Raw genomic sequence first — 24,096 nt, forward strand, 5'->3', positions numbered from 1 at the left:
TTAAAAGATAGTCTATTGTAGCATAAAAATGATTTTTCTTTACCAAATTAATTCTTTGATAAAATCAATCTCAGCCCCTCCCCACCAATCGCTTGACGATACTCATCATCTGACCAACCACCGCTTTATCCACCCGTCCATCTCGCCCATAGCGGTGTTTGCGATACAAGCCCTTTAATTCATCAATATCTTCGGAATTATTTGGCGTTTTTAGACGGTCAAGCCAAGTCAAATAAGGCTCGCTCGCCCCCTTACCCCATGCTTTATCCTGCTTGGCAAGCCCTGCCGAGAGCTTCACAAGTGGCACATCTAGCCCATGATACTGCCGTCTGCGTCGGTACATCATCACACCCACAAATAAGACAGCAAGCACCCCCACGCCCCCAACCAATATCCAAAACTGCTGAGCAAAACTTGTGATATTAAACCATTTAAAAAGCGAGTTTTTTTGCTCATCTTGGTCATAGCCGACCACGTTTTTTTGCCAATAATAGCCCATCTGGTCAGAGTAACGTCTCAATGTTTGTAGCATCTTAAACTGCTGATAACTCCATTGTCCTGCCACACCATCGCCAAACATGGACGCACCGCCCATTTCGGTTACCGCATTCATGCCCTGCTCCACACGGTCAGGCGAGACAAAGGCGGTCGGGTCAATACGTACCCAGCCCTGCCCATCAAACCACACTTCTGTCCATGCATGAGCGTCCATCTGACGCACTTCCCAGCTTTGCCCATCACGCCCAAGCTCACCGCCTTGATAGCCTGCCACCACTCGAGCAGGAATGCCTGCCGACCGCATTAAAAAAGTAAAACTGGACGCATAATGCTCACAAAACCCCGCCTTCGTGCCAAACAAAAACTCATCAATGCGGTCATCTCGCAATACAGGGGGTGAGAGCGTATAGCTAAACCCACCCGTGGTGATGAAGTTTTGCACCGCTTGTACATAGCGAACAGGGTCGCCTGTCTGGGCATAGAGTTCACTGGCAAAGGCACGAGCCTGCTCATTACCATCTTCGGGTAGACGTAGATTAATGCGTTTTTGGACATCGGTCAGTTCAATATCCACCTTGGGCTGGCTAAAATAACTGGCACGATAGCGTTTTTGGGTACTAATCGGGTAATAATGACGCAGGGTAAAATCGCCCGTCATGCCCATGCCACGCTCAGGGTGCAGGCGTGGATAATCAAGAGCAAACAACCAGTTTTGCTCGGTTGGCTCCAAGATGACCCGATAATGATGTTCCATGCCTTGATACGCACTCATCGCCCATGCTGGGGGCTTATCGCCATCTCGTGACGACCAAAAATGGGGCGAAAACTCACTTTGTCGCCACGTCACCCCATCAAAATCGCTAAACACCAGCCCACGCCAATACATTTCATGACGGCTTGGCATTTGCCCGTCAAATTCAGCACGAAACGCCAGTTCAGTCGATTGACTCAGATTAGAAAAATCCCCCGGTGACATGCTATCCGAAACACCCGTTGTCGCAGATTTGCCTGCCATCGGCAGTGACCACATCGGGGGCAGACGAGGGAAAAACAAAAACAGCACCACAAGCAGGGGAATGGCAGGCAGGGTTATCATAGCCAACGCACGCAGTCGCCCCGAGCCATCGGCATTATCATCATCACTAATGGCGATAAAGCCTATTAATATCATCATGAGTGTCGGCAGTCCCACCACCGCCACGCTCAAATCCTGCCGTATCAAAAACGCCGACGCCAGCGTAAATAACGCAAGGTTTAACGCCACATAAGCGTCCCGCTTCTCATACAGCTCCCACGCCTTTGCCACAAAGCACAGCACCAAAAAGCTGACCGCCACATCCACGCCAAACGCCTGCCCAAAACTCACCCAAATCGCCACCGTACCGCCTAAAAACAGTAGCACCTGCACCACTTGATAGATACGGCGTAGTCGCCCACCACTTAGGCTGTATAGGCGTGCCTTGATACTGGGTTTTTGCATGATGATGCTGATGATGAGTACGACCAATAGCCATGCAGGAATGCCCATCGCATGGGGCAACACAAGCGATGCCATGGCAAGCAGTAGCCAGTGATAGGCAGGCAGAGCAAGGATTTTGTGCCAAAATTTTTGGGGGTGTGTGGTTAGGGTTTTTCTACCTTGACCAAAATCGTGAAAAGTGCTGTTCATGGTGTCTGTGTCGTGTGGTTTTGCCCGATAAATGATTTGGTAAAATTAGGGTAAATGATTTGGTGAAATTAGGCAAATACCAACCTTTTTATTTATCATCAATTTATTAGGGCGTGCCTACCTTTTGTATTTGCAATGAAAAATGAGGAAAATCGCACGTTTTTCAAGGAAAAAGCGAAGTTTGATAGCTATTCTATCAAACGAGCTTTTATTATGAAAAACATCCGACCACTTAATCTGATAAATCTTAAGATTTTAACTTAATTTTAAAAATTAAGTGGTCGGATAGCCATTTTTCATGCAAAAACATTGTTTTATTTCTAAAACATTTCTATATTTTAAATTGTGTTATAAAGGGCAGGCACGCCCTAACTATCAAACCAAATCTTTTTTATAAATAGAATAACTCAAAAATGCTTTTTTAAATGATTTTAGACGACTTTAAAAGGACTTTAAAACGGATAACATAAACCGCCAATTTTGCCAACTGCCAAAACCCATCAAGGCTCTTTGGCAAGTCTTAGCAAACATTGACGGACAAACTCATCGCCCACGCCTATCTGTCCTGCCCCACTGGGAAAAACAAGCATAAAGGGCGCGCCTTGGCTGGCAATGGCTTGCACCGCATGGGTCAGCTCACTTAGGCGGGTCTCATGCACCCCTGACGGCATGTCATCATAATGCAAGCACCACTCACGCCCGAGCGAGTCGCCAAAGTGCTTGGTGAGCATGCCCGCCCCCCGTGCCACGTGCGACCATGACACCCGTGCCAAACTCTCGCCTTCTTGGTATTCGTCCAACATCTCAAAGTCGCTTTGCCCTGCCACACTGATGGCACTTCGCTCATCACTCTCGCTTGCCACCGCTCGCTTGTCGTTTTGCCAGTCAAAGGGGGCAGGCTTAGGGTATACAAACATCGGACTTGCCAAATACACATACGCCCACGCACGCATGACCCCGAGCGGATAGCGACTGCTGATGACCAGACGGGGCAGGGTCATCACCCCCCGAGTGGGGGTATAGACAGGCAATCTGACCAGCACCGATTTGCCCAGCGTTGGCGTGATGATGGTGTGAGCATTCATGAAGTCTTCTCGTGCCTGCCCTTTGAGCATTTTTTGGACAATCTCATGCTTATCATCAAACACCGCTTCTATCTGCCGTGATGCCTTGCCACTTCTGGTGGATAACTCCAAAGTCACATAACCTATCGACCCTGCCTCAGACAAGCTAGACTCGACAAACCGCACATCAATGCTCGCCACCTGCACAAAGGTATAAAACACCGTCACAAGCCAAATGCCGAACAGATAAAAGCACAGCCCCAGTACCAAGTTATTGCCATAATTGACCCCCGTCACAAAAGTGGCGATGAGTAGTAGAGCAAACAACAGTCCTTGACGGCTAAAAAAGATATAGACATTACGTAGCCCGAGCGACACCGCATCTTTGCGTGGCGAGCGTCTGGCAAAGAACTCGTTGAGCTTGTTCTTTATGGGATTGGTCAGTGGACGGGTTAGGCGATGAGCAGATGATTTCATGGGCATACGGATAGATTGATTGGGTTAATGATAAACGGCAAATCCGCCATCAATCAATCGCCACTTCGTCCAAAATACGTCTGGCAATGGTCATCTCAGTCAGACCACCCAGATGATGAAACGGCACAAAACGCTGTCCTAGTCTGTGGTCAGCCACCGCCGAGAACACCGCCTGCACATCATCTATCGCCACATTGTCCTGCCCTGATACATAGGCATAGGCTTGGCAAGCACGCTTTAACGCTAGCACGCCACGGGGGGATAAGCCGTGATATTCTTGGCTTGAACGGGTTTTGGCGACCAGTTTTTGTAGGTAGTCTAGCACCACAGGGGCGATGTAGATGTCTTTGACTTCTCGCTGAGCTTGTATCACTTCTTCACTGGTCAAAATCGGGGTAAGCTCACTCATCATCGCTCTACGGTCTCGCCCTTCTAGCAGTTCACGCTCAGCTTTGGGCGATGGATAGCCGAGTGAGACGCACATCAAAAAGCGGTCAAGCTGTGACTCAGGCAGTGGATACACACCTGCTTGTTGGGCAGGGTTTTGGGTAGCGATGACAAAAAAGGGCTTGGGTAGAACATACGTTTGCCCATCTTGGGTCACTTGCTTTTCTTCCATCGCTTCTAACAGTGCTGACTGCGTTTTGGGACTTGAACGGTTAATCTCATCGGCAAGCAGTAGCTGAGTGAACACCGCCCCTTTTCTAAAAGCAAAACTCTGCTCACTTTGGTTGTATATCATCATCCCCAAAATATCGGCAGGAAGCATGTCATTGGTAAACTGCACACGGTTAAAATCTAGCCCCAACAGGATGGCAAGACTATGTGCCAACGTGGTCTTACCCATACCAGGTAAGTCTTGCAGTAGCAAATGCCCATCCGCCAAAATGCAGGACACGGCAAGGGTCACAGCTTCTTCTTTATCAAGGACGATTTGGTTTAGCTTGTCAAGTAGGGTTTGGATTTTGGGTTGGATGTGTGACATGAAACGCTCGAATAAAAAATATTTTGATAAATAGTAGGGCGTGCCTGCCTTTTGTATTTGCAATGAAAAATGCCTGTTTAAAAAAGCAGGGGAATCGCACGTTTTTCAAGGAAAAAACAAAGGCTGTGAGTTTTCTATCGGACAAGTTTTTATTATGAAAAACATCCGACTACTTAATCTGATAAATCTTAAGATTTTAACTTAATTTTAAAAATTGATAGTAGTCCAAAAATTAAGTGGTCAGATAGCCATTTTTCATGCAAAAACGATTGGTTTTTTCTAAAATATTTCTGTATTGTAAATAGTGCCATAAAGGGCAGGCACGCCCTAATAATTATATCAATTTTTTAAAATTTTTTTGTATGACAAGCGTTATTGTGGCAAACTTTTTACATAAAAAACACCCAACCACATGTTGGGTGTTCTCCACGAGAGCCACTACTCTTCGGCAGGGGGCGGGAAAGTAATCTCGGTATTGGCAGGTTGCAGATAGTCGCCTTGTAGGTATCTTGCCCCCACCGACCACGCCATAGACATGGTGGATGCCTCTTCGATGTATGGCATGAGCGTGCTTGCCCCTTTTTCGGTTGCTGTATTGACCAGCCCTTGCAAGGCCGTTAAATTCGCCTCTCTGTCTAAGTCCTTGGTATAGCTACGGGCAAGACGCACCATGTTGGGCGACAGATAATCTAGCACCTCGGCGGATTTGGCAGTTACCCCAAAGCCATTCATGCCCACAGGACAATCGATGTTGGCTAGGGCGATAAACTGACGTTTGGCGACCGCCATATAATCCACTAAATCTTGTTCACTAAACTGCAATGTTAATACATCACTACCACCGCCAATGGCTCGGGTCAGCTGAGTGATGATGCCTGCCAAATTAGTATCCGCCAGTGATGCCGATGACAACCCCACTAACAGGCGTGCGGTAGGCTCACTTTGGCGAATGCTCGCCAAATGTTTGCTGGCATTGATAAGCATCCAACGGTCAATTTTTTCAAGTAGATTGTGTTTTTTGGCAATGGGGGTTAGCTTATCATAGGTCATTTCTGTACCATCAGCTTGAGGCAATGTTATAAACGCCTCAAACAAGCTACTACTGTCGGTATCAATATCATAAATCGGCTGATATTTTAACACAAATTTATTCTGGGTTAAGGCAGTTTGGATGTACTCCGCCATCACTGCATCATCCTCGCCTGCAATGGCACTAATATCAAAAGCTTTGACCTTCATGCCTTCGTCATCAGGATTGATGTCCTGAACAGTATCCATGGCACGACTTAATACCACGCCTGCCTCAGGAGCATTGACATCCATCATTACCACACCGATAGACAGCGTGGTAGTAACAGTGCGACTACCCACCTCGATGAGCATATTTGCCACACGCTCAGCAAGTTGCTCTGCCAAAGCCATCGCTTGCTCTTTGTTTATCTCATCGACCACCAACGCAAAACTGGTATCACTAAATCTGCTCACGCTGGCATCATGTGCTTTTTTGGCGGTCTCATCAAGCACCCAAGCCACTTGTTTGACTGCGGTATCTATTCCCGTTAAGCCTGTGCTTGAATGAATCTTGCCCATGCCGTCCATGCGAATATATAATAAAGCAGCTGACTTAATATCACCACGTGCAACTTCTTGTTGGGTGCCCTGTAATGATTCGGTAAAGGCAAGACGATTGGAGAGTCCTGTTAGGGTATCTTGACGCTCTGCTTCGGCAAGTTTTTTGGCAAGCTCAGCACTGTTATTTTCATTTTGCTGAATAATCATCTGCGTGACAGGCTCGCCATCTAAGGTCGCCGCCGCCAGTTGCAATTTGGATGCAAAGGTTGAGCCATCTGTACGTTTGCTCTCGAAGGAAAACTCCACCTGTGAGCGGTCACCCTTGTCAAATTTGCGTAAGAATTGTTTAAAGCCTTTGACATTGTCCCCACCAGCAATCAAATCTACCACTGGCACACCAATAATCTCTTCCATCGCCTGATAGCCAAACATCTCCAAATAGGGGTCATTGGCAAAGATATGCACCCCTTGGTCAATGTATGCCACGGCAGATTTTGAGTTTTTAATCAAAATATTGGCACGTTGCTCTGCTTCTTTTAAGATGGCTTTTAGGTGGGCGGTTTGGCGTTTGGCTCGCACATAATCCGCCTGCAAACAAATGGCAGAGACAATGAGTCTGTCGTCCCCTTTTGCCAATGACTTTATCATGTCGCCATGCACCACCTCGGGGTTACCATGCTCATTTAGGCTCGCCTGTTCATTGCTTTGCACCAAATGAATGACTGGCAAATTAACCTGTTCTTCTTGCAAGATGCCCACCACATCTGCAAAATTCATGTCATAGGCACGATGGAAAACAAGCACATCCCATTCTTGGCGTAAGGATTTGACAAACTCCGCCTTTTCATCCCAAAAGCCCAAATTAACCTCATCAAAATATTCTGATAAGTGGCTGATAAGATGCTCGGCATAAAGTTGCTCTTCATCAATAAACAACAGGTTTAAGATATTTTTTTTCATAGACATACAGTATGTTAAAAAAGCGATGCGGACAGGCTGGCGTTGATTTACCCAAAATATTTGCAATATTTGTACCAATTTGTAATATTTTGAAATATTTTTACAAAACATTACAAACCACAATAAAGACTGATGGTGGGTGTATCAAAAAAGATGCCATATTATAACAGACATTTAATCGATTAGCCATTTAAACGCACGATTTGGTATTGCTCAATCTCGTCAGTGGTCAAAAGGTTGCGTTCCAATCTTAGCTCCATCTCCTTGGTATCAATACGCAAAACAACATAATCCCCCACCTTAAAATGATAACGAGGCATAATGAGGGTACTTTGTTCGTTGAGTCCGTCACCATCGACCAATAAAGCATGAACAAACTCTTGACTTCTGCCGTCTTGTTTACGCAAGCGAATGCCGACTGCCATCAGTACTCGTCCCAAAAAACGCCCATCCACCGCCACTGAGTTATCCGATTTTTCCACCCAATGTGCCATGCCCAGACGCCAAGGATGTTTGTTGGTTGAGACTGCTGATTTTAAGGCAAAAAGCCCGTAAAGATGAATGAGTGGGCGAGATGGTAGCACCTCTTCTTTTTCATCCACACCCTCTTCGCCAAAGCGAAAACGAGCCACCGCCTCATTTTTATAACTTACCTTAACAATCTCTTTGGGGGCGACCATGCCGATGGCGGATGCACTGATTTTGACGTGAAAATCAGCAGGCAACCCCCGTTCTCTTATGACGTTAGATAGATTTTGACCGCCAGAGATTTCATTAAAAATGGATGCAAACCCTACCAGTAGCTCAGCTTTTCTTTCGTGACCACCGCCTTGTCTTTCGTGTGATGCACGCTGTTCAAAGGCAAGTAGCACCATTTTAGCGAAACGCATCTCAAACAACGACTGTGCCGTGCCATCTATGTATTCGCCTGATGACACCTGCTCTATGTGCCGTGTAAAACTCTCTAAATCAAAAAACAAACAGCGATGCTCATCACTGTAAGGATTGACCGATGCGTATGGCGTGATAACCTCAGGTGGCTCGACACCTTGTAGATTGACAAAAACACGAAACTCAGGGTTGGCATCAAAGGTTGTTTTAAAATATTTAACCCACAAAGGCAAAACTTTAAAAGCATTTAAAATATCTTGACGACGATAGGCAAAAAAGTTGCCGAAACTTGCCCCACACGCCTGCATGTATCTGTCATGAATGGACGTTTTGGGATAATTTTTATCAAAATCTTGAATATTTTGATGGCAAACCCCCAGATTAAGCGTGGTCAGATACCAGGTATTTACTTCTCGCCAAATAACCTTAGGGGATCTTTGATAGGTTAACGCATACTCCATCAAAAGCTTGACATACAGCACCATAAATTGATGTACAGCATAAATAAAGATGTCACGCTCGGCGGTAAGCACGCCTGCTTTTTTGGCAGACATAATTCTACTAAGCCATTTTTTGCTCCCGCTACTTGCCAAAACAACAGCTTTCTGATGGCGTACGGCAATATTGCGATACACCAAAATCATCAAAAAGTACAAACTACGCACTTCATGAATTGACGACTGCTGTTCATCGGATAAGCTTTGATGTTCATAGACATAGTCAGCATGCATTTGCCCAACCACACGCTCAACAACCACCATCAGCTCATCCATGAGTGTCAATTTTTGACCATCATGGATGTCGCAGACCAACACCTCGCTAAGCGCCACCCTAAGCTCAGTGTACTGCTCATGCTTAGATTTAGCAGAAAGCATGGTTGCCCATGTGCTAAGATTGGCACCTGTCTGGTCAAAATAGGTCAGCGCGATGGATTTTTGTGCCAATGGTGCAGTAATTAGGCGTTCAAATTTTTGCAGGGTAATCATAACATATCTCTTTGCACAAACTGGCTTGACGATGCCATCCATGCTGTGTAGAATCTAACAACTTGACAACACACCTCCAAGGCTTAGTCACTTAGTATCAAACAAAATTTGTTTAATTTGTGCAAGTTAAGATGTGGGTTAATAACATAAAGTTTTATATTATAGCAAACTATTAACACTTGTCCACGACAATAATCCCCCAGAAACAGCATTTGGGGATATTTTTCCCATTTTGGTTGCATTATAAAAAATCATAAAAAAAGCACAGTCGTCATCGGCTGTGCTTAGAATCAAGTCGAGATAAGGCTACTCTTCTGGCTCATCATCCCATTTGGCATAGGTCTTTGATGGGTCAATGCCCTGTGATTTAAGATACGCCACCTGCTCTTCTAGGGTGCGTGATTTTTCTGCATCATGCATGGTGTTGGTGAGCTTGTCTAGCTCTTGAGTATTAATGCTTGGATTGTCTGCTTGGTTTGACATAATTTTTCCTTAAAAACAAAAACGATGAAGTCATCATAACAAGGCTTTATTGCTGTATTATTGCTAAGTATGTACACATCATGACAGAACATGACATTTTGTTAGCCAAGCCTATTTAGTCACACCTGAGGCTTTTTCTGTCGCTTGCCATAGTGAGCCTTGCCCCACAGGTTCAATCCATCCTGCCAGCTCCAACTCATCTAATATCCATAAAGCGTCCGCCTTTACCACTTGTATGCGACTGACCGCATGGACATCAGGGTGTTGGCGAGAGACGATTTGGCTTGCTAGACTCTTATCCACGATTTCATTTAAGGCACGCCCCAATCCTTGCTCGGAAAATGGCATGACGACATTGGCAAGCATGGCAACGATGTGTCGCCAGCGTAGTGGGATAACAAAGGATACTTCAATGAGCGTACCACCGCGAAACGCATGAGCGGTGCAACTTACCAAAAATTCACTATCAAGCACCAAGGCGGGTTTTAAAGCAGAATGTAAATCAGGGTTTTTGGCGTGGTGCGATTCATCAAAATTTATGGCTGGTTTTGCCTTATCTACCCCCACTGTTTTCTCTGTTTTGTCTATATTGGCTGTTTGACTCTCTTGGGGTGGGGCAAGGAGCATACTACGAATACTCGCCCCTGCTGTCTGCCACCCTTTGGTTTTATCAAAATCAAGCGTATTAAACGCCGTCTCTAAGAGCTTGGGGAAATTGGTATTCTCATCAAAATAATGAACGACATCGCCATCTTGGGATTCTAGCGACCCCACAAAATCAATCAGCCGATTGCCCGTTGGCTTGTTTAATACATCCGAGTGTACAAATATCAGCATGGGCTTATTCTTAGCTTTGGCATTGGCGTAGCTGACGTGAAGCTGGCTCACCCCTGACGCATTGGCTTTGCCGTAGCTGTTACCGATGAGTATGAGTACCACATCGGCAGAATTAACACATCGCCAACTATAACTGGCAGATTCGGCACGAGCCATCACCAAGTCTTTGGTTAAAAAAGCCCGACTCTCAAAAAATATCGCCACATCATCTTGGGCAGTAACCAACAGTGGGTCATCAGCCACACAAGCGATATGAACATGATAACGATGATTTGACACAAAAACCCCAAGGTTAATAGTGGATTGGTGTTGGGAAACGTCCGCCCAAAATCAGTGATAAAAGTATGACAATTTAAAAAAACAAACAACAAAACAAGCGATTTTTATCAAAATAATCCCTTATTATAAAGAATTTTTCTCAAAATAAAAATACCCAAGATGAACAAAAATGCCAAAATTTGCAAAAGTAACACAATAACATATAAATGGTTAAAATTAGCACATCATTTACCGTGCTTTTGCCTTACAGAGTCATTCATCATAATTAATCAGTTCAATAAATGGCTCACCGCTTAACTTCTCGGCGGTGGCAAGCAGGTCATCATCCAAGCGCGTGGCATACAACTGCATGGGGGTGGTGTTTGGCGTGGGGCTTGCGATATTAAAAAAATCAAGCAAGGATTTGACCCGTTGGGCGATTGCCAATCCTGAGTCAATCAACTGCACGTCCAGATTTTCTTGTTGTATAAAGGTCTGCAAAAACCCCTTAAAAAACGGATAATGCGTACACCCAAGCACAATGACATCCACACCCATGTCTGCCCATTGTTTGGTTTGTCTAATCAGTAGATTTGCCACTTGACTGTCAATGGGCATACCACTTTCTACCCACGGCACCAATGTCGGCTCAAAATGCTTATGCACCATGACCCCTTGTGGCGTGGCAACGTCATTGATGACGTCATTTAGCAGATAGCCATTTAAAGTCGCCCGAGTGGCAAGCACGGCAATTTGGCAGGTTTTGGTTAGGCTACACGCAGGTTTGACCGCAGGGACAAGCCCCACAATCGGCACGCTACACCGCTCACGCAACGCTTTTAGGGCATGGGCGGACGCACTGTTACAAGCGATAACGATGAGTTTACAGCCCCGTTTACACAGCCGTGCCACCGCTTGTAAGGTCAAAAGTAAAATCTCATCGCCCGATTTGCTCCCGTACGGCACGTTGGCGGTGTCGGCATAGTAAATAAAGCGTTCGTTCGGCATGAGTGTTTTTAGGTGTAGATACACCGACAAGCCCCCCACGCCCGAATCAAATACGCCAATCGGGGCGGTAGGGTCGTCTTTAAAATCAGGGTGCTGGTTTATCATGGCTTATCATAATTGTTTAGATTTTCTAATTAAAATTTGGGGCGATAACACGGTGCGTTTTACCGCCACTTTGCAAGGTCAAAACCGTCTGCCCCTGCTCGTCCGACAACTCGCCAAGCTCTATTAAATGATAAAACACATTACGCCCAATGCGAGCGGTTAGGTTAAAACGGGTGTCTATATACAGCCTATCGTCCGCCACGTCATCACGCACCACGGTTTTAAAATACAACGGCTCATCATCAAGCACAATGCTATCGCCATTGGTTGTGCCAAACACTATCCATTCATCGCCATTTTTGACGACCTTATCCACAGTGTTGATAAACAGTGGCGTGTCTATCACGGTGATTTCGTATTTATCGGTGGGCGTTTTTAGGTATTGTTAATTGAGTATACTTTTCTAGAAAGCCGTTCGTGGTGAGCTTGTCGAACCATAACGGTTTTCCTAGACTTCGACAAGCTCAGTCCGAACGGAAAACCTTAAAATCTATCTTTATTTAACAATACCGTTTTTAAAAAGTGGCGTTTTTGCTCATCGTCCACGTCCGCCCACAACACGCTGGCAAACAAATCCACAAGCGACCGCCGAGCGATTTTGACCCCGTCATGATACCACTCGCCATTGTCATCAATGACAATGTCAAAAGGCGTTATCGTCTCGGGTGTCCATTTATCCAGTGGTGGAATTTTACGCTCATTGCCAAGGGCTGAGATGATTTTGTTTAAGTCGTTGCTTTTATTGGAATTTTTATCTGTATTATCCGTCATTATCCTTGCCTTATCATTTAAAAGAGTGTTTAATTTTGCCTAAATTTTTATAAAAAAGCAAATAAATTTTAAGGATTTAAAAAGCACAACAAATCACATTTACCAAGATTTTTACCCTTAATAAAGGATAATCATATTCCCCCAACAACTTTTTACAACCGTACCAGTCATGATTTTATCAAAAATAAGGGCATAATTAACTTGCCTAATTTGACAAGATTGGTAAAATATACCATTTATAATTATTTGATTTATCAAACATTGTATTTGATAATCATTTGTTTTTTAGCCATTACAAGGTTTCACCTTAAACAGCCAAAAAGGAAACACCATGCAAGAGATACAACGTGAGTCAATGGAATTTGACGTGGTCGTGGTCGGCGGTGGCGTATCGGGTCTGTCCTGTGCCATTCGCCTAAAACAGCTTGCCATAGACGCAGGACTTGATGAATTTATGGTCTGTGTCGTGGAAAAAGGCTCGGAGTTCGGAGCCCATATCCTATCGGGAGCGGTCATGGAAACCCGTGCGTTGGATGAGTTGTTCCCCGATTGGCAAAACATGAACGCCCCAATCACGGTAAAGGCAACCGAAGACCGTGTGTATATGCTCCCCAACGCTAAAAAGGCGGTCAAATTACCAAGCTCGGTCGTCCCTACCAGTATGCACAACGAAGGCAACTACATCGTCTCGCTTGGCAACGTGGTACGCTGGCTTGCCGAACAAGCCGAAAGCATGGAGATTATGCTGTTTCCTAATTTTACCGCCAGTGAAATTCTCTACAACGCTGACGGCTCGGTGCGTGGTATCCAAACGGGCGACATGGGGGTCAATGCCAAGGGCGAACCTAAGCCGTCTTTTGAGGCAGGTTATGAGCTTGTCGCCAAATATACCGTCTTTGCCGAAGGCTGTCGTGGGCATTTGGGCAAACGCTTGATCAGTCGTTTTCATCTTGACAAGGATAAAGACCCCCAACATTATGGCATTGGACTAAAAGAGCTGTGGGAGATTGACGCTGATAAGCACGAAGAGGGCGTGATTTTGCACGGCTCGGGCTATCCCTTAAATGACACAGGGGCAACTGGCGGTTGGTGGCTGTATTTTGCCGAAAACAATCAAGTGAGCTTCGGTTTGGTGGTGGATTTGTCTTACTCCAATCCACACCTATCGCCCTTTGATGAATTACAACGCCTAAAACTACACCCTCTTATCCGTCCTATCCTAGAAGGGGGCAAACGCCTATCCTATGGGGCAAGGGCGTTGGTCAAAGGCGGTCTAAATAGCCTGCCCAAACTGACCTTTGCAGGGGGTGTGCTGGTGGGCGATGACGCAGGATTTTTGAACCCTGCTAAAATCAAAGGCACGCATACGTCCATGAAGTCGGGAATGCTCGCTGGTGAGGCGATTTTTAAGGCAATCCAAGACGGGCGACAACACGATGAAGTGGCTGAGTATCAGACCAATTTTGAAAATTCGTGGCTGTTTGACGATGCCAAATCCGCCCAAAACTTCTCCCCTGCCATGCACCGCATGGGAACGTGGATGGGCGGTGCGTTTATCTTTGTGGAGCAAAACTTATTAAGCGGTAAAATGCCACTTATCATTCATGACAACAGTTATGATTTTGCCCAATTAGACAAAGCCGACCACGCCTATAAACCCGATTATCCAAAACCTGACGGCAAGCTGACCTTTGATAAATTATCCAGCGTCTTTATCTCAAACACCAACCACGCCGAAGACCAACCTTGCCATCTAAAATTGACCGATCCGACCGTGCCAATCACCAAAAACCTACCGCTCTATGGCGAACCTGCTCGCTTGTACTGCCCTGCGGGGGTGTATGAAGTGGTGGCAGATGAGAATGACCCCAATGGAGCAAGGTTTGTCATCAATAGCCAAAACTGCGTGCATTGCAAAACCTGCGACATCAAAGACCCCGCCCAAAACATCACATGGGTAACGCCTGAGGGCGGTGGCGGGCCCAATTATCCGAATATGTAATGATGACAAATAAAGGGCGTAAATCGTCCTTTATTTTTGGCTTTTTAGATTTTCTAAAAAATCTAACTTACAAAATTTGATGGCTATCACTAGAATCATACTCATATTATTAATTTTTTCTAATCAATCTATCGTTTTTTATCACTTTTACTTTCCAAAAAATTATATATAATAGTCTTATGGGTTTGTATGATTTTGTCCCATGTTGGTAGATTGCATGATGGTTTTTGCAATAATTTTTGGCACACTTTTAAGGATGCGTTAAGCGATGTCAATCCATGATTTTTCAGTTAAAGACATTCATGGTAAAGAAGTTCAGTTAAGTGATTTTAAAGGCAAGACCTTACTCATTGTCAATACTGCCACCAAATGCAGTCTGACACCCCAGTATGATGATTTAGAGGAGCTGTATCAAAAGTATAAAGATAAAGGCTTGGTGGTTTTGGACTTTCCCAGTAACGAATTTGGGCAAGCGGTCGAAGACAATGAAGAGATTACCAAATTTTTAAAAGAAGAATATCAAATCAGCTTTCCCATCTTTGCCAAAATTAACATCAATGGCGAGAACACTCACCCACTTTATGCTTATCTAAAAGAGCAAAAAGGTGAAGAAATAGCCAACAGTAAATACGAAATTTTGTTAGAGATTATCTCCGAGATGGGTTTGGCTCGCACAGGCAATGACATCAAATGGAACTTTACCAAATTTTTGGTCAATAAAGACGGTAAAGTAACCCAGCGTTTCGCCCCGACAGTCAGCACCAAAGAGATGGAATCTGCCATTCAAGAAGAGTTGGCAAATGTGGCTTGATGAGTTGCTTGATTATCAATGACAAAAAGACGTTTGAGGACGTCTTTTTGTTTTTAAATTACTGTTTATTCTCTAAACATCTTTAATCGTCATCCAACGGCTTTTTGGTGGGCAGACCATCATAGTCATCATCGGCTTGATAGACATCACCACGAAAATAAGCACTTTGATGGTCGCCATTGCAAAAGAAATACTCACGCCTATCGCCCGCCACATCCATCTGTAAAATACCCCGATAGGTGGCAAGCTCATGCCCACAATAATCACATCGCCTGATACTGACATCATCGCCTGCTTTTGGAAAAAAATGCTTGGGCGGTTTTGGATACATGAATTTAAAGAAGATTTTCATCACAATGGCGATGATGATAAGATTGATTAAAAAAGCAAACATGGCAAATGTCAAAGTCACAAAATAATGCCTACTATATCACAAAAATAGGCGATAGTGTGCTATACTAAGTTGATTTGTCTAGATTGGTTTTAATTAGTTTTATGCAAACATCAAGCTGATTTGACAAATCAAACTCATCATTGCCTGCCGATAAACACGGATTGACGACAGGCGACAACCACCAATACATTTACTGGATAATTACAAATGTCAATACAAGAAAATTTTAGCGAAATTAGCACCCCAAACGGTACGATTACTTTTGCCATCATGCAGACAAATTTTTGGGTGGGCGACATCAAGGGCAACGTGGGCAAGATGAAAGCCCTTGCCCTAGATGCCAAAGCTCGTGGGGCAGACATCGTCATCTTTCCTGAGCTGGCACTCATTGGCTATCCGCCAGAAGATTTGCTACTGCGTCCTACCTTGGCTGAGCGTGTTAAGATTGCCATGAATGAACTTGCCAAGATAGACGGCATTGTCACCATTTTGGGCTATCCGCACGTGGACAATCACGGCACGTTTAACTCGGCGGCGATATTACAAGGCGGTAGTCAAAAAGGCTTTTATCACAAACAATGCCTGCCAAACTATGGCGTGTTTGATGAAAAACGCTACTTTAAAAAAGGTCGCAATCAAGTCTTGTTTGACTACAAAGGGCTGACCATCGGACTGCTCATTTGTGAAGACATCTGGCACGAAGCACCCATCAAAGCACTCAAAGATGAAGGGGCAGAAATAGTGGTCGTGCTAAATGCGTCACCCTTTGAAGTCGGCAAGCAAGCCGAACGTAAAGCACTCATCGCCCGTCAATCATCAACGCACAAGCTACCCATCATCTATGTCAATACCGTCGGTGCCCAAGACGACATCGTCTTTGATGGTGGCTCTATCGTCAGCCAAGCGGACGGCGAGATTGCTCACGAAGGGGCAAGATTCTTAAATCAGCTAATTATGGCAACCTTTGATGTATCAAGCGGACGCTTTGATGCCCAAGTCAAACCACCACTTGACTTATCCGAAGAGTCGCAAATCTACCAAGCCTTGGTGGTTGGCTTGCGTGATTATGTCAATCGCTCAGGCTTTAAGGGTGTGATTGTCGGACTCTCGGGGGGCATTGACAGTGCCTTGACCCTTGCCATCGCTGTGGACGCATTAGGTGCTGATAAAGTCTATGCGGTGATGATGCCTTATGAATATACATCGCAGATGAGTCTGGACGATGCCGCCGCCCAAGCCGCCCGTCTCAACGTCTCTTACACCATCTGCCCCATCCATGATGCGGTGGCAGGTCTCAAATCCACGCTCGCCCCACTCTTTGCAGGGGCAGCCCCTGACGTGACCGAAGAGAACCTACAAGCTCGGGCAAGGGGCGTGATACTCATGGCTCTATCCAACAAATTTGGACACATGGTCATCTCAACTGGCAACAAATCAGAAAATGCAGTCGGCTACTCTACCCTATATGGCGACATGGTTGGCGGATTTGATGTGCTAAAAGACGTCTACAAGACCGACGTGTACCGCCTAGCCGATTATCGCAATCGCCTAGAAGACAACCCTGTCATTCCTGAGCGTGTCATCACTCGTCCGCCATCGGCTGAGCTACGTCCCGACCAAAAAGACCAAGACAGCTTGCCTGATTATGCCCTACTTGATGCCATCTTAAAGATGTACATTGATGAAGATTTGGGCTACAAAGCCATCTGTGCGGCAGGTTTTGACCCTGCGGTCGTTGAACGTGTACTAACCATGGTAGACAGAGCCGAACACAAACGCCGTCAAGGGGCAATCGGCACTAAGATTACCAAAAAATCCTTTGGACGTGAACGCCGTTATCCGCTAGTCAATGGCTGGTCGGTAACGGGCGAGTTTTAAGGTTTTAATACTTACTTGATTGCAAAACCGTCAAAACATTGGCGGTTTTGTTTTGTCAAAATAAAAAGATTATGTTAAATAAACCCTTTGGAAAAAGCAAGGACAAATCCTGCCCTTGCTTATCGATTTAACCAATTTTCTCGCCATGAATGGCCAAATCAAGCCCTTGATACTCAGCTTCATCATCAACACGCAGTCCCATGGTCTTTTTGATTGCCATGCCAATGATAAAAGTTGCCACCGCCGAATATGCCATGGTTGCCAGCACCCCTTCGGTTTGTAGCCACAGCTGTTTTAGTAGGCTCTCATGTCCCACATCAGGATATAACTCTTGGCTGACAAACACACCAGTTAATACCGCCCCAATGATACCGCCCACGCCATGCAGCCCAAAAGCATCCAGCGTATCATCAACGCCTAGGCGTTTTTTGCCATAATGTATCATCGCAAAACAGCCCAATGCCGTCAGCACGCCTATCGCCATCGCCCCTGACACACCCACAAATCCTGCCGCTGGCGTGATGCCCACCAAACCTGCTATCGCCCCTGATGCACCGCCCAGTGCCGATGCCCGTTTACGCACCACATATTCACACAACAGCCACGTCAATAACCCCATCGCTGCCGCCACCTGCGAGACGATGATTGCCATCGCTGCCACGCCATCTGCTGCCAGAGCCGAACCACCGTTAAAGCCGAACCACCCTACCCATAATAGCCCTGCACCGATTAGAGCGTAGACAAGGTTGTGCGGTGCAAGGTTGGCTCGCCCATAGTCTTGACGCTTGCCAAGCAGATGTGCTAACACCAAACCGCCCACACCGGCATTGACATGAACAACCGTCCCACCAGCAAAATCTAACGCATCACCTGTTAGCCAGCCACCGCCCCACACCCAATGACATACTGGCACATAGACGAACAATACCCACAAGCCTGAGAACAACAAAAATGAGCCAAATTTCATCCGCTCTGCCAATGACCCCGCCAAAATCGCCACCGCAATCACCGCAAATGTCATCTGAAACATCACCCACAACGCCAAAGGAATATCACCACTATTCTCGGCAATGCCTACCCCAGAGAGCATGGCGTGTGCTGTGCCACCGATAAACCCTTGCAAAGCACCACCATCACTAAATGCCAACGAATAACCTATCGCCACCCACAGCACCGACACCACCGCTGCCGCCCCAAAGCTGTGCATCATGGTTGATAAGATATTTTTCTTACGCACCATGCCAGCATAAAACAGTGCCAAACCTGGTAAAGTCATCATCAGCACCAACGCCGTGGCGGTCAGCACCCACGCACTATTGCCGTGGTTGATGCCGTCATCAGCTTGGACGGTTGTGGCAAGTAGCAGTAGCCAGCCGATTTGCCATTTGTTTGCTAAAATTTTCATAATCACCCCTTATTAAATTTACCAATCCATCAATTCACTCAGTCATAGAGCCTGCTCATTCATCTCGCCAGTGCGAATGCGTATCACCTGCTCTAACGGCATAACAAAAATCTTACCATCACCGATATGACCTGTCTGTGCCACGCTCATGATAGATGCCACCACACTTTGTACCATGTCATCACTGACGGCGATGTCTAGACGAATTTTTGGCAAAAAATCCACCACATACTCCGCCCCACGATACATCTCGGTATGTCCTTTTTGGCGACCAAAGCCCTTGACTTCACTAACCGTCATACCTGCAACGCCAAGCTCTGATAGGCTCTCACGCACTGCGTCTAACTTAAATGGTTTTAACACCACGCTAATCATTTTCATAAGATTATCCTATTGGTAGATAATGAAAAATTATAAGTTGGGCATAGTATGGCAAATTTTCACTCAAATGAAAAACGATTTATTTTGATAAAAAAGAATTTATTTATAAGTTTTTATTGATATATCATTAGTATAAATGATAATTTGATGATTGGTTGAGAAACAAATGAAAACGGACTATTTTTAAAATATTATGTTAAATAAATTTTTAAAAATATTAAAATCAACACACAGATCACCCATAATCCCTAAGGCGAATGGCAATTTATCCTGATAAAAAGCACGCTCTACAACATGAAAAAGCACTACGGTTTCCGTAGTAAAATTCAAATTTGTTAGCTGTATCAGTTTTGGTTTTGAATTTTAGAAGGCATAAAAAAAGCCCGCCTAAGCGAGCTTTCTTATTGTTAGAGATTATTCACTTTGACCAAATTCACTGGCAAATGCCGCTGCAAAGTCATCTTTGGCATCTGTTCCAGCCAGTAGTGGGTCAGCAGGCTTGGTGTACGGGTCTTCGGTTACGGTAATGACTGGCTCCAAACCACGCTCAGCAAGGCGTTGACGGTTTTGATGATACGCCAAACCAGTACCAGCAGGAATCAAGCGACCAACCACCACGTTCTCTTTGAGACCAGACAAATCGTCCACTTTACCCATCGTTGCCGCCGCCGTCAAGACACGTGTGGTCTCTTGGAATGACGCTGCCGAGATAAACGACTCGGTGGCAAGCGATGCTTTGGTGATGCCCAGTAGCTGACGCTCATAGACGATTGGGAATTTGTCATTGGCGATAAGCTCTTCGTTTAAGGCACGCACTTTGGTATATTCCACTTGGTCGCCTTTGAAATAGCTAGAATCACCGCCATCAATCACTTCTACTTTACGGAGCATTTGACGAACGATAACCTCGATGTGCTTATCGTTAATCTTCACACCTTGTAAGCGATAAACCTCTTGGACCTCATTAACCACGTAATTCGCCAATGCCGTCTCGCCTTTTAAGCGTAAGATGTCATGTGGATTTTGTGGACCATCAGAGACAATCTCACCACGCTCGACATGCTCGCCCTCAAAGACGTTGATTTGACGCCATTTTGGAATGAGCTCTTCGTGTTCGTTACCCTCTTCATCGGTGATGACAAAACGGTTTTTACCTTTGGTTTCTTTACCAAATGACACCGTACCACTCACCTCTGCCATGATGGCATGGTCTTTTGGTTTACGAGCTTCGAACAAATCAGCCACTCGTGGCAGACCACCGGTAATGTCTTTGGTGCCTGATGTGGCTTGTGGCACACGACCTAGCACCGAACCTGCGGTTACCGTCTCGCCCTCTGACACACGAATCACAGTCTCAGCAGGTAGGAAGTACACCACTTCACGCCCGTCTGTCGTATCTAGGATAATGGCAGGACGTAAGTCTTTGGAGAGACTTGGACGGTCTTTGCTTGCCAAAATCTCAAAGGAGCTCATGCCTGTGGTTTCATCTACCTTAACGGTTGCGGTCATGCCATCGGCAATATCGCTAAATCGTGCCGTACCAGCAAACTCGGTGATGATTGGGTGGGTATGCGGATCCCATTTGGCAATGACATCGCCTGCACCCACTTCGGCACCGTCACGCACCAAGATGTTAGAACCATAAGGCACTTTATAACGCTCACGCTCACGACCTTGGGCATCTGCCACGCCAATCTCTGCCGAACGAGAGACGACCACCAAATGACCATCAGTGTGTTCTACGGTTTTCATGTTATGGAAACGTACCGTACCATTATTACCCACTGATACGCTGTTGTCTACTGATGCTGCACTTGCTGCACCACCCACGTGGAACGTACGCATGGTCAGCTGTGTACCTGGTTCACCGATAGACTGGGCTGCCATAACACCGACAGACTCGCCGATATTGACAAGATGGCCACGAGCCAAATCACGACCATAACACTTAGCACATACGCCTTGCGTTGCTTCACAGGTGATAACTGAACGTACATACACCTCGTCAATGGCGTTATTGTCCAGCACTTCAACCAGACGTTCATCAATCAGCGTACCTGCGGGGATAACTACCTCGCCATCGTGATTGATGACATCTTTGGCGGTCACACGACCCAATACACGGTCACCCAAACGCTCAACGATCTCACCACCATCAATCACGGGGGTCATGAGCTGTCCTGCGTCGGTGCCACAGTCATCATGCGTAATCACCAAGTCCTGTGCTACGTCTACCAAACGACGAGTCAGATAACCCGAGTTAGCAGTTTTTAGAGCGGTATCGGCAAGACCTTTACGGGCACCGTGCGTTGAGATAAAGTACTGCAATACCGTCAAGCCTTCACGAAAGTTTGCTTTAATCGGTGTCTCAATGATGGAACCGTCTGGTTTTGCCATCAAGCCACGCATACCAGCAAGCTGACGAATCTGCGTGGCACTACCACGAGCCCCCGAGTCTGCCATCATATAGATGGAGTTAAAGGATTTTTCTTTCTCAATCTCGCCTTGACTGTTCACCACTTCATCAGTCGATAAGTTATCCATCATTGCATTGGCGATTTTGTCAGACGTACGAGACCAGATATCAACCACTTTGTTGTAGCGTTCACCTGCGGTAACAAAACCACCCTCAAACTGCTGTTCAATCTCACGCACCTCAGCATCGGCAGCATCGACAATCTCTTTTTTGTTTGGCGGAATCACCATGTCTTCCATGCCGATTGAGATGCCTGATAGGGTCGCTTGGGCAAAACCTAAGTACATCAAATGGTCAGCAAACAAAACAGATTCTTTAACACCCAGTTTGCGATAGCATGAGTTTAGTAGCTTAGAGATGTTTTTCTTGGTCATCTCTTTGTTGCATTCTTCAAATGCCATGCCCTCTGGCATGATGTTCCAAATCAGCAAACGCCCTGCAACCGTGTCTTTGATTTCGGTCTTAGTGGTTTTCTCGCCAGTTCTTTCATCCAAAATCGTCTCAGTAACACGCACTTTGATTTTGGCATTGACAGATAAGTCATCAGAACCAATGGCACGCAAGGCTTCATTGACCGTACTAAACGCCATATTTTCGCCTTTGGCATTGACATGGCTACGGCTGATATAGTACAAACCGAGCACCACGTCTTGTGATGGCACAATAATCGGCTCGCCGTTGGCAGGCGATAGGATGTTATTGGTAGACATCATCAAGGCACGAGCTTCAAGCTGAGCTTCCAAGGTCAGTGGCACGTGTACCGCCATTTGGTCACCGTCAAAGTCGGCGTTAAATGCCGCACATACGAGTGGGTGGAGCTGAATGGCTTTACCCTCGATAAGCACAGGCTCAAAGGCTTGCAAGCCTAGACGGTGAAGTGTTGGGGCACGGTTCAGTAGCACAGGATGTTCACGAATGACGCTGGCGAGCATATCCCACACCACAGGCTCTTCACGCTCTACCATTTTTTTGGCAGCTTTGATGGTCTGGGCAATGTTGTTTTGCAATAATTTGGCGTAAGTAAACGGCTTAAATAGCTCCAATGCCATTTTCTTAGGCAGACCGCATTGGTGCAGACGTAGGGTTGGACCTACCACAATCACCGAACGACCTGAATAGTCCACACGCTTACCCAAAAGGTTTTGACGGAAACGACCTTGCTTACCTTTAATCATGTCTGCAAGCGATTTTAATGGACGCTTGTTTGAACCTGTGATGGCACGTCCACGACGACCGTTATCAAGCAAGGCATCGACCGCTTCTTGAAGCATACGCTTCTCGTTACGCACGATGATGTCGGGGGCATTTAGCTCCAACAGGCGTTTTAGGCGGTTATTACGGTTAATGACACGGCGATATAAATCGTTCAAATCAGACGTGGCAAAACGTCCGCCTTCAAGTGGTACCAATGGACGCAAATCAGGTGGCAATACAGGCAAAACTGTCATCACCATCCATTCAGGCTTGTTACCCGAATCACGGAACGCCTCTAACAGTTGCAAGCGTTTTGACATCTTTTTAAGTTTAGTCTCAGAGCCTGTCTGGGGAATGGTCGCACGCAGCTCATCAATCTCGCCATCGACATCAATATCTTTTAGCAAGTCTTGAACGGCTTCTGCACCCATCTTGGCAATAAACTCATCACCGTATTGTTCTAAGGCATTAAAATATTGCTCATCATCCAGCAGTTGGTATTTTTCAAGACCTGTCATGCCAGGGTCGGTGACGATGTAGCTTTCAAAATACAGCACACGCTCGATATCACGCAAGGTAATATCAAGCAATAGACCGATACGGCTTGGCAAGGATTTTAAGAACCAAATGTGGGCAACAGGCGAAGCAAGCTCGATATGACCCATGCGGTCACGACGAACTTTGGCGGCAGTCACTTCTACGCCACATTTTTCACAAATGATGCCTTGAAATTTGCGACGTTTGTATTTGCCACACAAACACTCAAAATCCTTGACAGGCCCAAAGATTTTGGCACAAAACAGACCGTCACGCTCAGGTTTAAAGGTGCGGTAGTTAATGGTTTCGGGTTTTTTGACTTCGCCATGCGACCATGATTTGATGGTGTCAGGGCTTGCCAAAGAAATTTGAATGCTGTCAAACTCTTTTACCCCGCCATCAGCAGGGCCTTTCATGATGTCTAATAAATCTTTCAAATGACTTCTCCGCTTAG

The 24,096-nt window shown here is 45.8% G+C and carries 17 protein-coding genes; 3 read left to right on the top strand and 14 right to left on the bottom strand.

All coding sequences use genetic code 11. The annotated features are described in order from the left end of the window. Nucleotides 1-70: 70 nt before the first annotated feature. The 10 genes from DX073_RS04535 to DX073_RS04575 all read right to left on the bottom strand — a co-directional run bounded on the left by DX073_RS04535 (nucleotide 71) and on the right by DX073_RS04575 (nucleotide 12,564). On the bottom strand, nucleotides 71-2,167 hold the full coding sequence (locus DX073_RS04535) for a transglutaminaseTgpA domain-containing protein (RefSeq protein ID WP_115005933.1): 2,097 nt from the start codon (nucleotides 2,165-2,167) through the stop codon (nucleotides 71-73). A gap of 500 nt (nucleotides 2,168-2,667) precedes the next feature. Continuing rightward, nucleotides 2,668-3,708, bottom strand: a complete 1,041-nt coding sequence (locus DX073_RS04540) for a DUF58 domain-containing protein (protein WP_115005935.1) — start codon at nucleotides 3,706-3,708, stop codon at nucleotides 2,668-2,670. 49 nt (nucleotides 3,709-3,757) lie between these two features. After that, nucleotides 3,758-4,693 carry an AAA family ATPase gene (locus tag DX073_RS04545; protein ID WP_115005937.1) on the bottom strand — a complete coding sequence of 312 codons (936 nt, stop codon included), beginning with the start codon at nucleotides 4,691-4,693 and terminating at the stop codon, nucleotides 3,758-3,760. A gap of 438 nt (nucleotides 4,694-5,131) precedes the next feature. Continuing rightward, nucleotides 5,132-7,225 (bottom strand): EAL domain-containing protein, encoded by a 2,094-nt coding sequence (locus DX073_RS04550; RefSeq protein WP_115005940.1) that lies wholly within the window; start codon nucleotides 7,223-7,225, stop codon nucleotides 5,132-5,134. A gap of 182 nt (nucleotides 7,226-7,407) precedes the next feature. Then, nucleotides 7,408-9,102, bottom strand: coding sequence for a hypothetical protein (locus DX073_RS04555; RefSeq protein ID WP_115005942.1), 1,695 nt, complete (start codon nucleotides 9,100-9,102; stop codon nucleotides 7,408-7,410). A gap of 306 nt (nucleotides 9,103-9,408) precedes the next feature. Beyond that, complete coding sequence (locus DX073_RS14260; RefSeq protein ID WP_181814367.1) at nucleotides 9,409-9,585, bottom strand: hypothetical protein; 177 nt, start codon at nucleotides 9,583-9,585, stop codon at nucleotides 9,409-9,411. Nucleotides 9,586-9,696: 111 nt separating this feature from the next. After that, on the bottom strand, nucleotides 9,697-10,701 hold the full coding sequence (locus DX073_RS04560) for a hypothetical protein (protein ID WP_115005944.1): 1,005 nt from the start codon (nucleotides 10,699-10,701) through the stop codon (nucleotides 9,697-9,699). A 252-nt stretch (nucleotides 10,702-10,953) separates the two neighbouring features. Continuing rightward, nucleotides 10,954-11,793 (bottom strand): glutamate racemase, encoded by an 840-nt coding sequence (gene murI / locus DX073_RS04565; protein ID WP_115005946.1) that lies wholly within the window; start codon nucleotides 11,791-11,793, stop codon nucleotides 10,954-10,956. A 25-nt stretch (nucleotides 11,794-11,818) separates the two neighbouring features. After that, nucleotides 11,819-12,139 carry a DUF1285 family C-terminal domain-containing protein gene (locus DX073_RS04570; RefSeq protein ID WP_404932914.1) on the bottom strand — a complete coding sequence of 107 codons (321 nt, stop codon included), beginning with the start codon at nucleotides 12,137-12,139 and terminating at the stop codon, nucleotides 11,819-11,821. A gap of 137 nt (nucleotides 12,140-12,276) precedes the next feature. Further along, the gene (locus DX073_RS04575) at nucleotides 12,277-12,564 is read right to left on the bottom strand and encodes a DUF1285 domain-containing protein (protein WP_115005950.1); all 288 of its coding nucleotides are present in this window, start codon (nucleotides 12,562-12,564) and stop codon (nucleotides 12,277-12,279) included. 331 nt (nucleotides 12,565-12,895) lie between these two features. Here DX073_RS04575 and DX073_RS04580 point away from each other — a divergent pair, with 331 nt between their 5' ends. Both DX073_RS04580 and DX073_RS04585 read left to right on the top strand, forming a co-directional pair. Next, nucleotides 12,896-14,566, top strand: a complete 1,671-nt coding sequence (locus DX073_RS04580) for an electron transfer flavoprotein-ubiquinone oxidoreductase (RefSeq protein ID WP_115005952.1) — start codon at nucleotides 12,896-12,898, stop codon at nucleotides 14,564-14,566. Nucleotides 14,567-14,834: 268 nt separating this feature from the next. Then, nucleotides 14,835-15,377: a glutathione peroxidase gene (locus DX073_RS04585; RefSeq protein ID WP_115005954.1), complete on the top strand. Its 543-nt coding sequence runs from the start codon at nucleotides 14,835-14,837 to the stop codon at nucleotides 15,375-15,377. A gap of 82 nt (nucleotides 15,378-15,459) precedes the next feature. On the opposite strand, the gene DX073_RS04590 is transcribed toward DX073_RS04585, so the two are convergent. Next, the gene (locus tag DX073_RS04590; RefSeq protein ID WP_258556870.1) at nucleotides 15,460-15,789 is read right to left on the bottom strand and encodes a hypothetical protein; all 330 of its coding nucleotides are present in this window, start codon (nucleotides 15,787-15,789) and stop codon (nucleotides 15,460-15,462) included. Nucleotides 15,790-15,978: 189 nt separating this feature from the next. On the opposite strand from DX073_RS04590, the gene DX073_RS04595 reads away from it, so the two are divergent. After that, complete coding sequence (locus DX073_RS04595) at nucleotides 15,979-17,649, top strand: NAD+ synthase (RefSeq protein ID WP_115005956.1); 1,671 nt, start codon at nucleotides 15,979-15,981, stop codon at nucleotides 17,647-17,649. Nucleotides 17,650-17,776: 127 nt separating this feature from the next. On the opposite strand, the gene DX073_RS04600 is transcribed toward DX073_RS04595, so the two are convergent. From DX073_RS04600 to rpoC, 3 genes are all read right to left on the bottom strand, one after another. Continuing rightward, nucleotides 17,777-19,054: an ammonium transporter gene (locus DX073_RS04600; RefSeq protein ID WP_115005958.1), complete on the bottom strand. Its 1,278-nt coding sequence runs from the start codon at nucleotides 19,052-19,054 to the stop codon at nucleotides 17,777-17,779. 42 nt (nucleotides 19,055-19,096) lie between these two features. After that, nucleotides 19,097-19,435, bottom strand: a complete 339-nt coding sequence (locus DX073_RS04605; protein WP_115005960.1) for a P-II family nitrogen regulator — start codon at nucleotides 19,433-19,435, stop codon at nucleotides 19,097-19,099. A 414-nt stretch (nucleotides 19,436-19,849) separates the two neighbouring features. Continuing rightward, nucleotides 19,850-24,079 carry a DNA-directed RNA polymerase subunit beta' gene (rpoC, locus tag DX073_RS04610; protein ID WP_258556871.1) on the bottom strand — a complete coding sequence of 1,410 codons (4,230 nt, stop codon included), beginning with the start codon at nucleotides 24,077-24,079 and terminating at the stop codon, nucleotides 19,850-19,852. Nucleotides 24,080-24,096 lie beyond the last annotated feature (17 nt).

The sequence above is a fragment of the Moraxella lacunata genome, from assembly GCF_900453205.1.
GTDB lineage: Bacteria > Pseudomonadota > Gammaproteobacteria > Pseudomonadales > Moraxellaceae > Moraxella > Moraxella lacunata_B.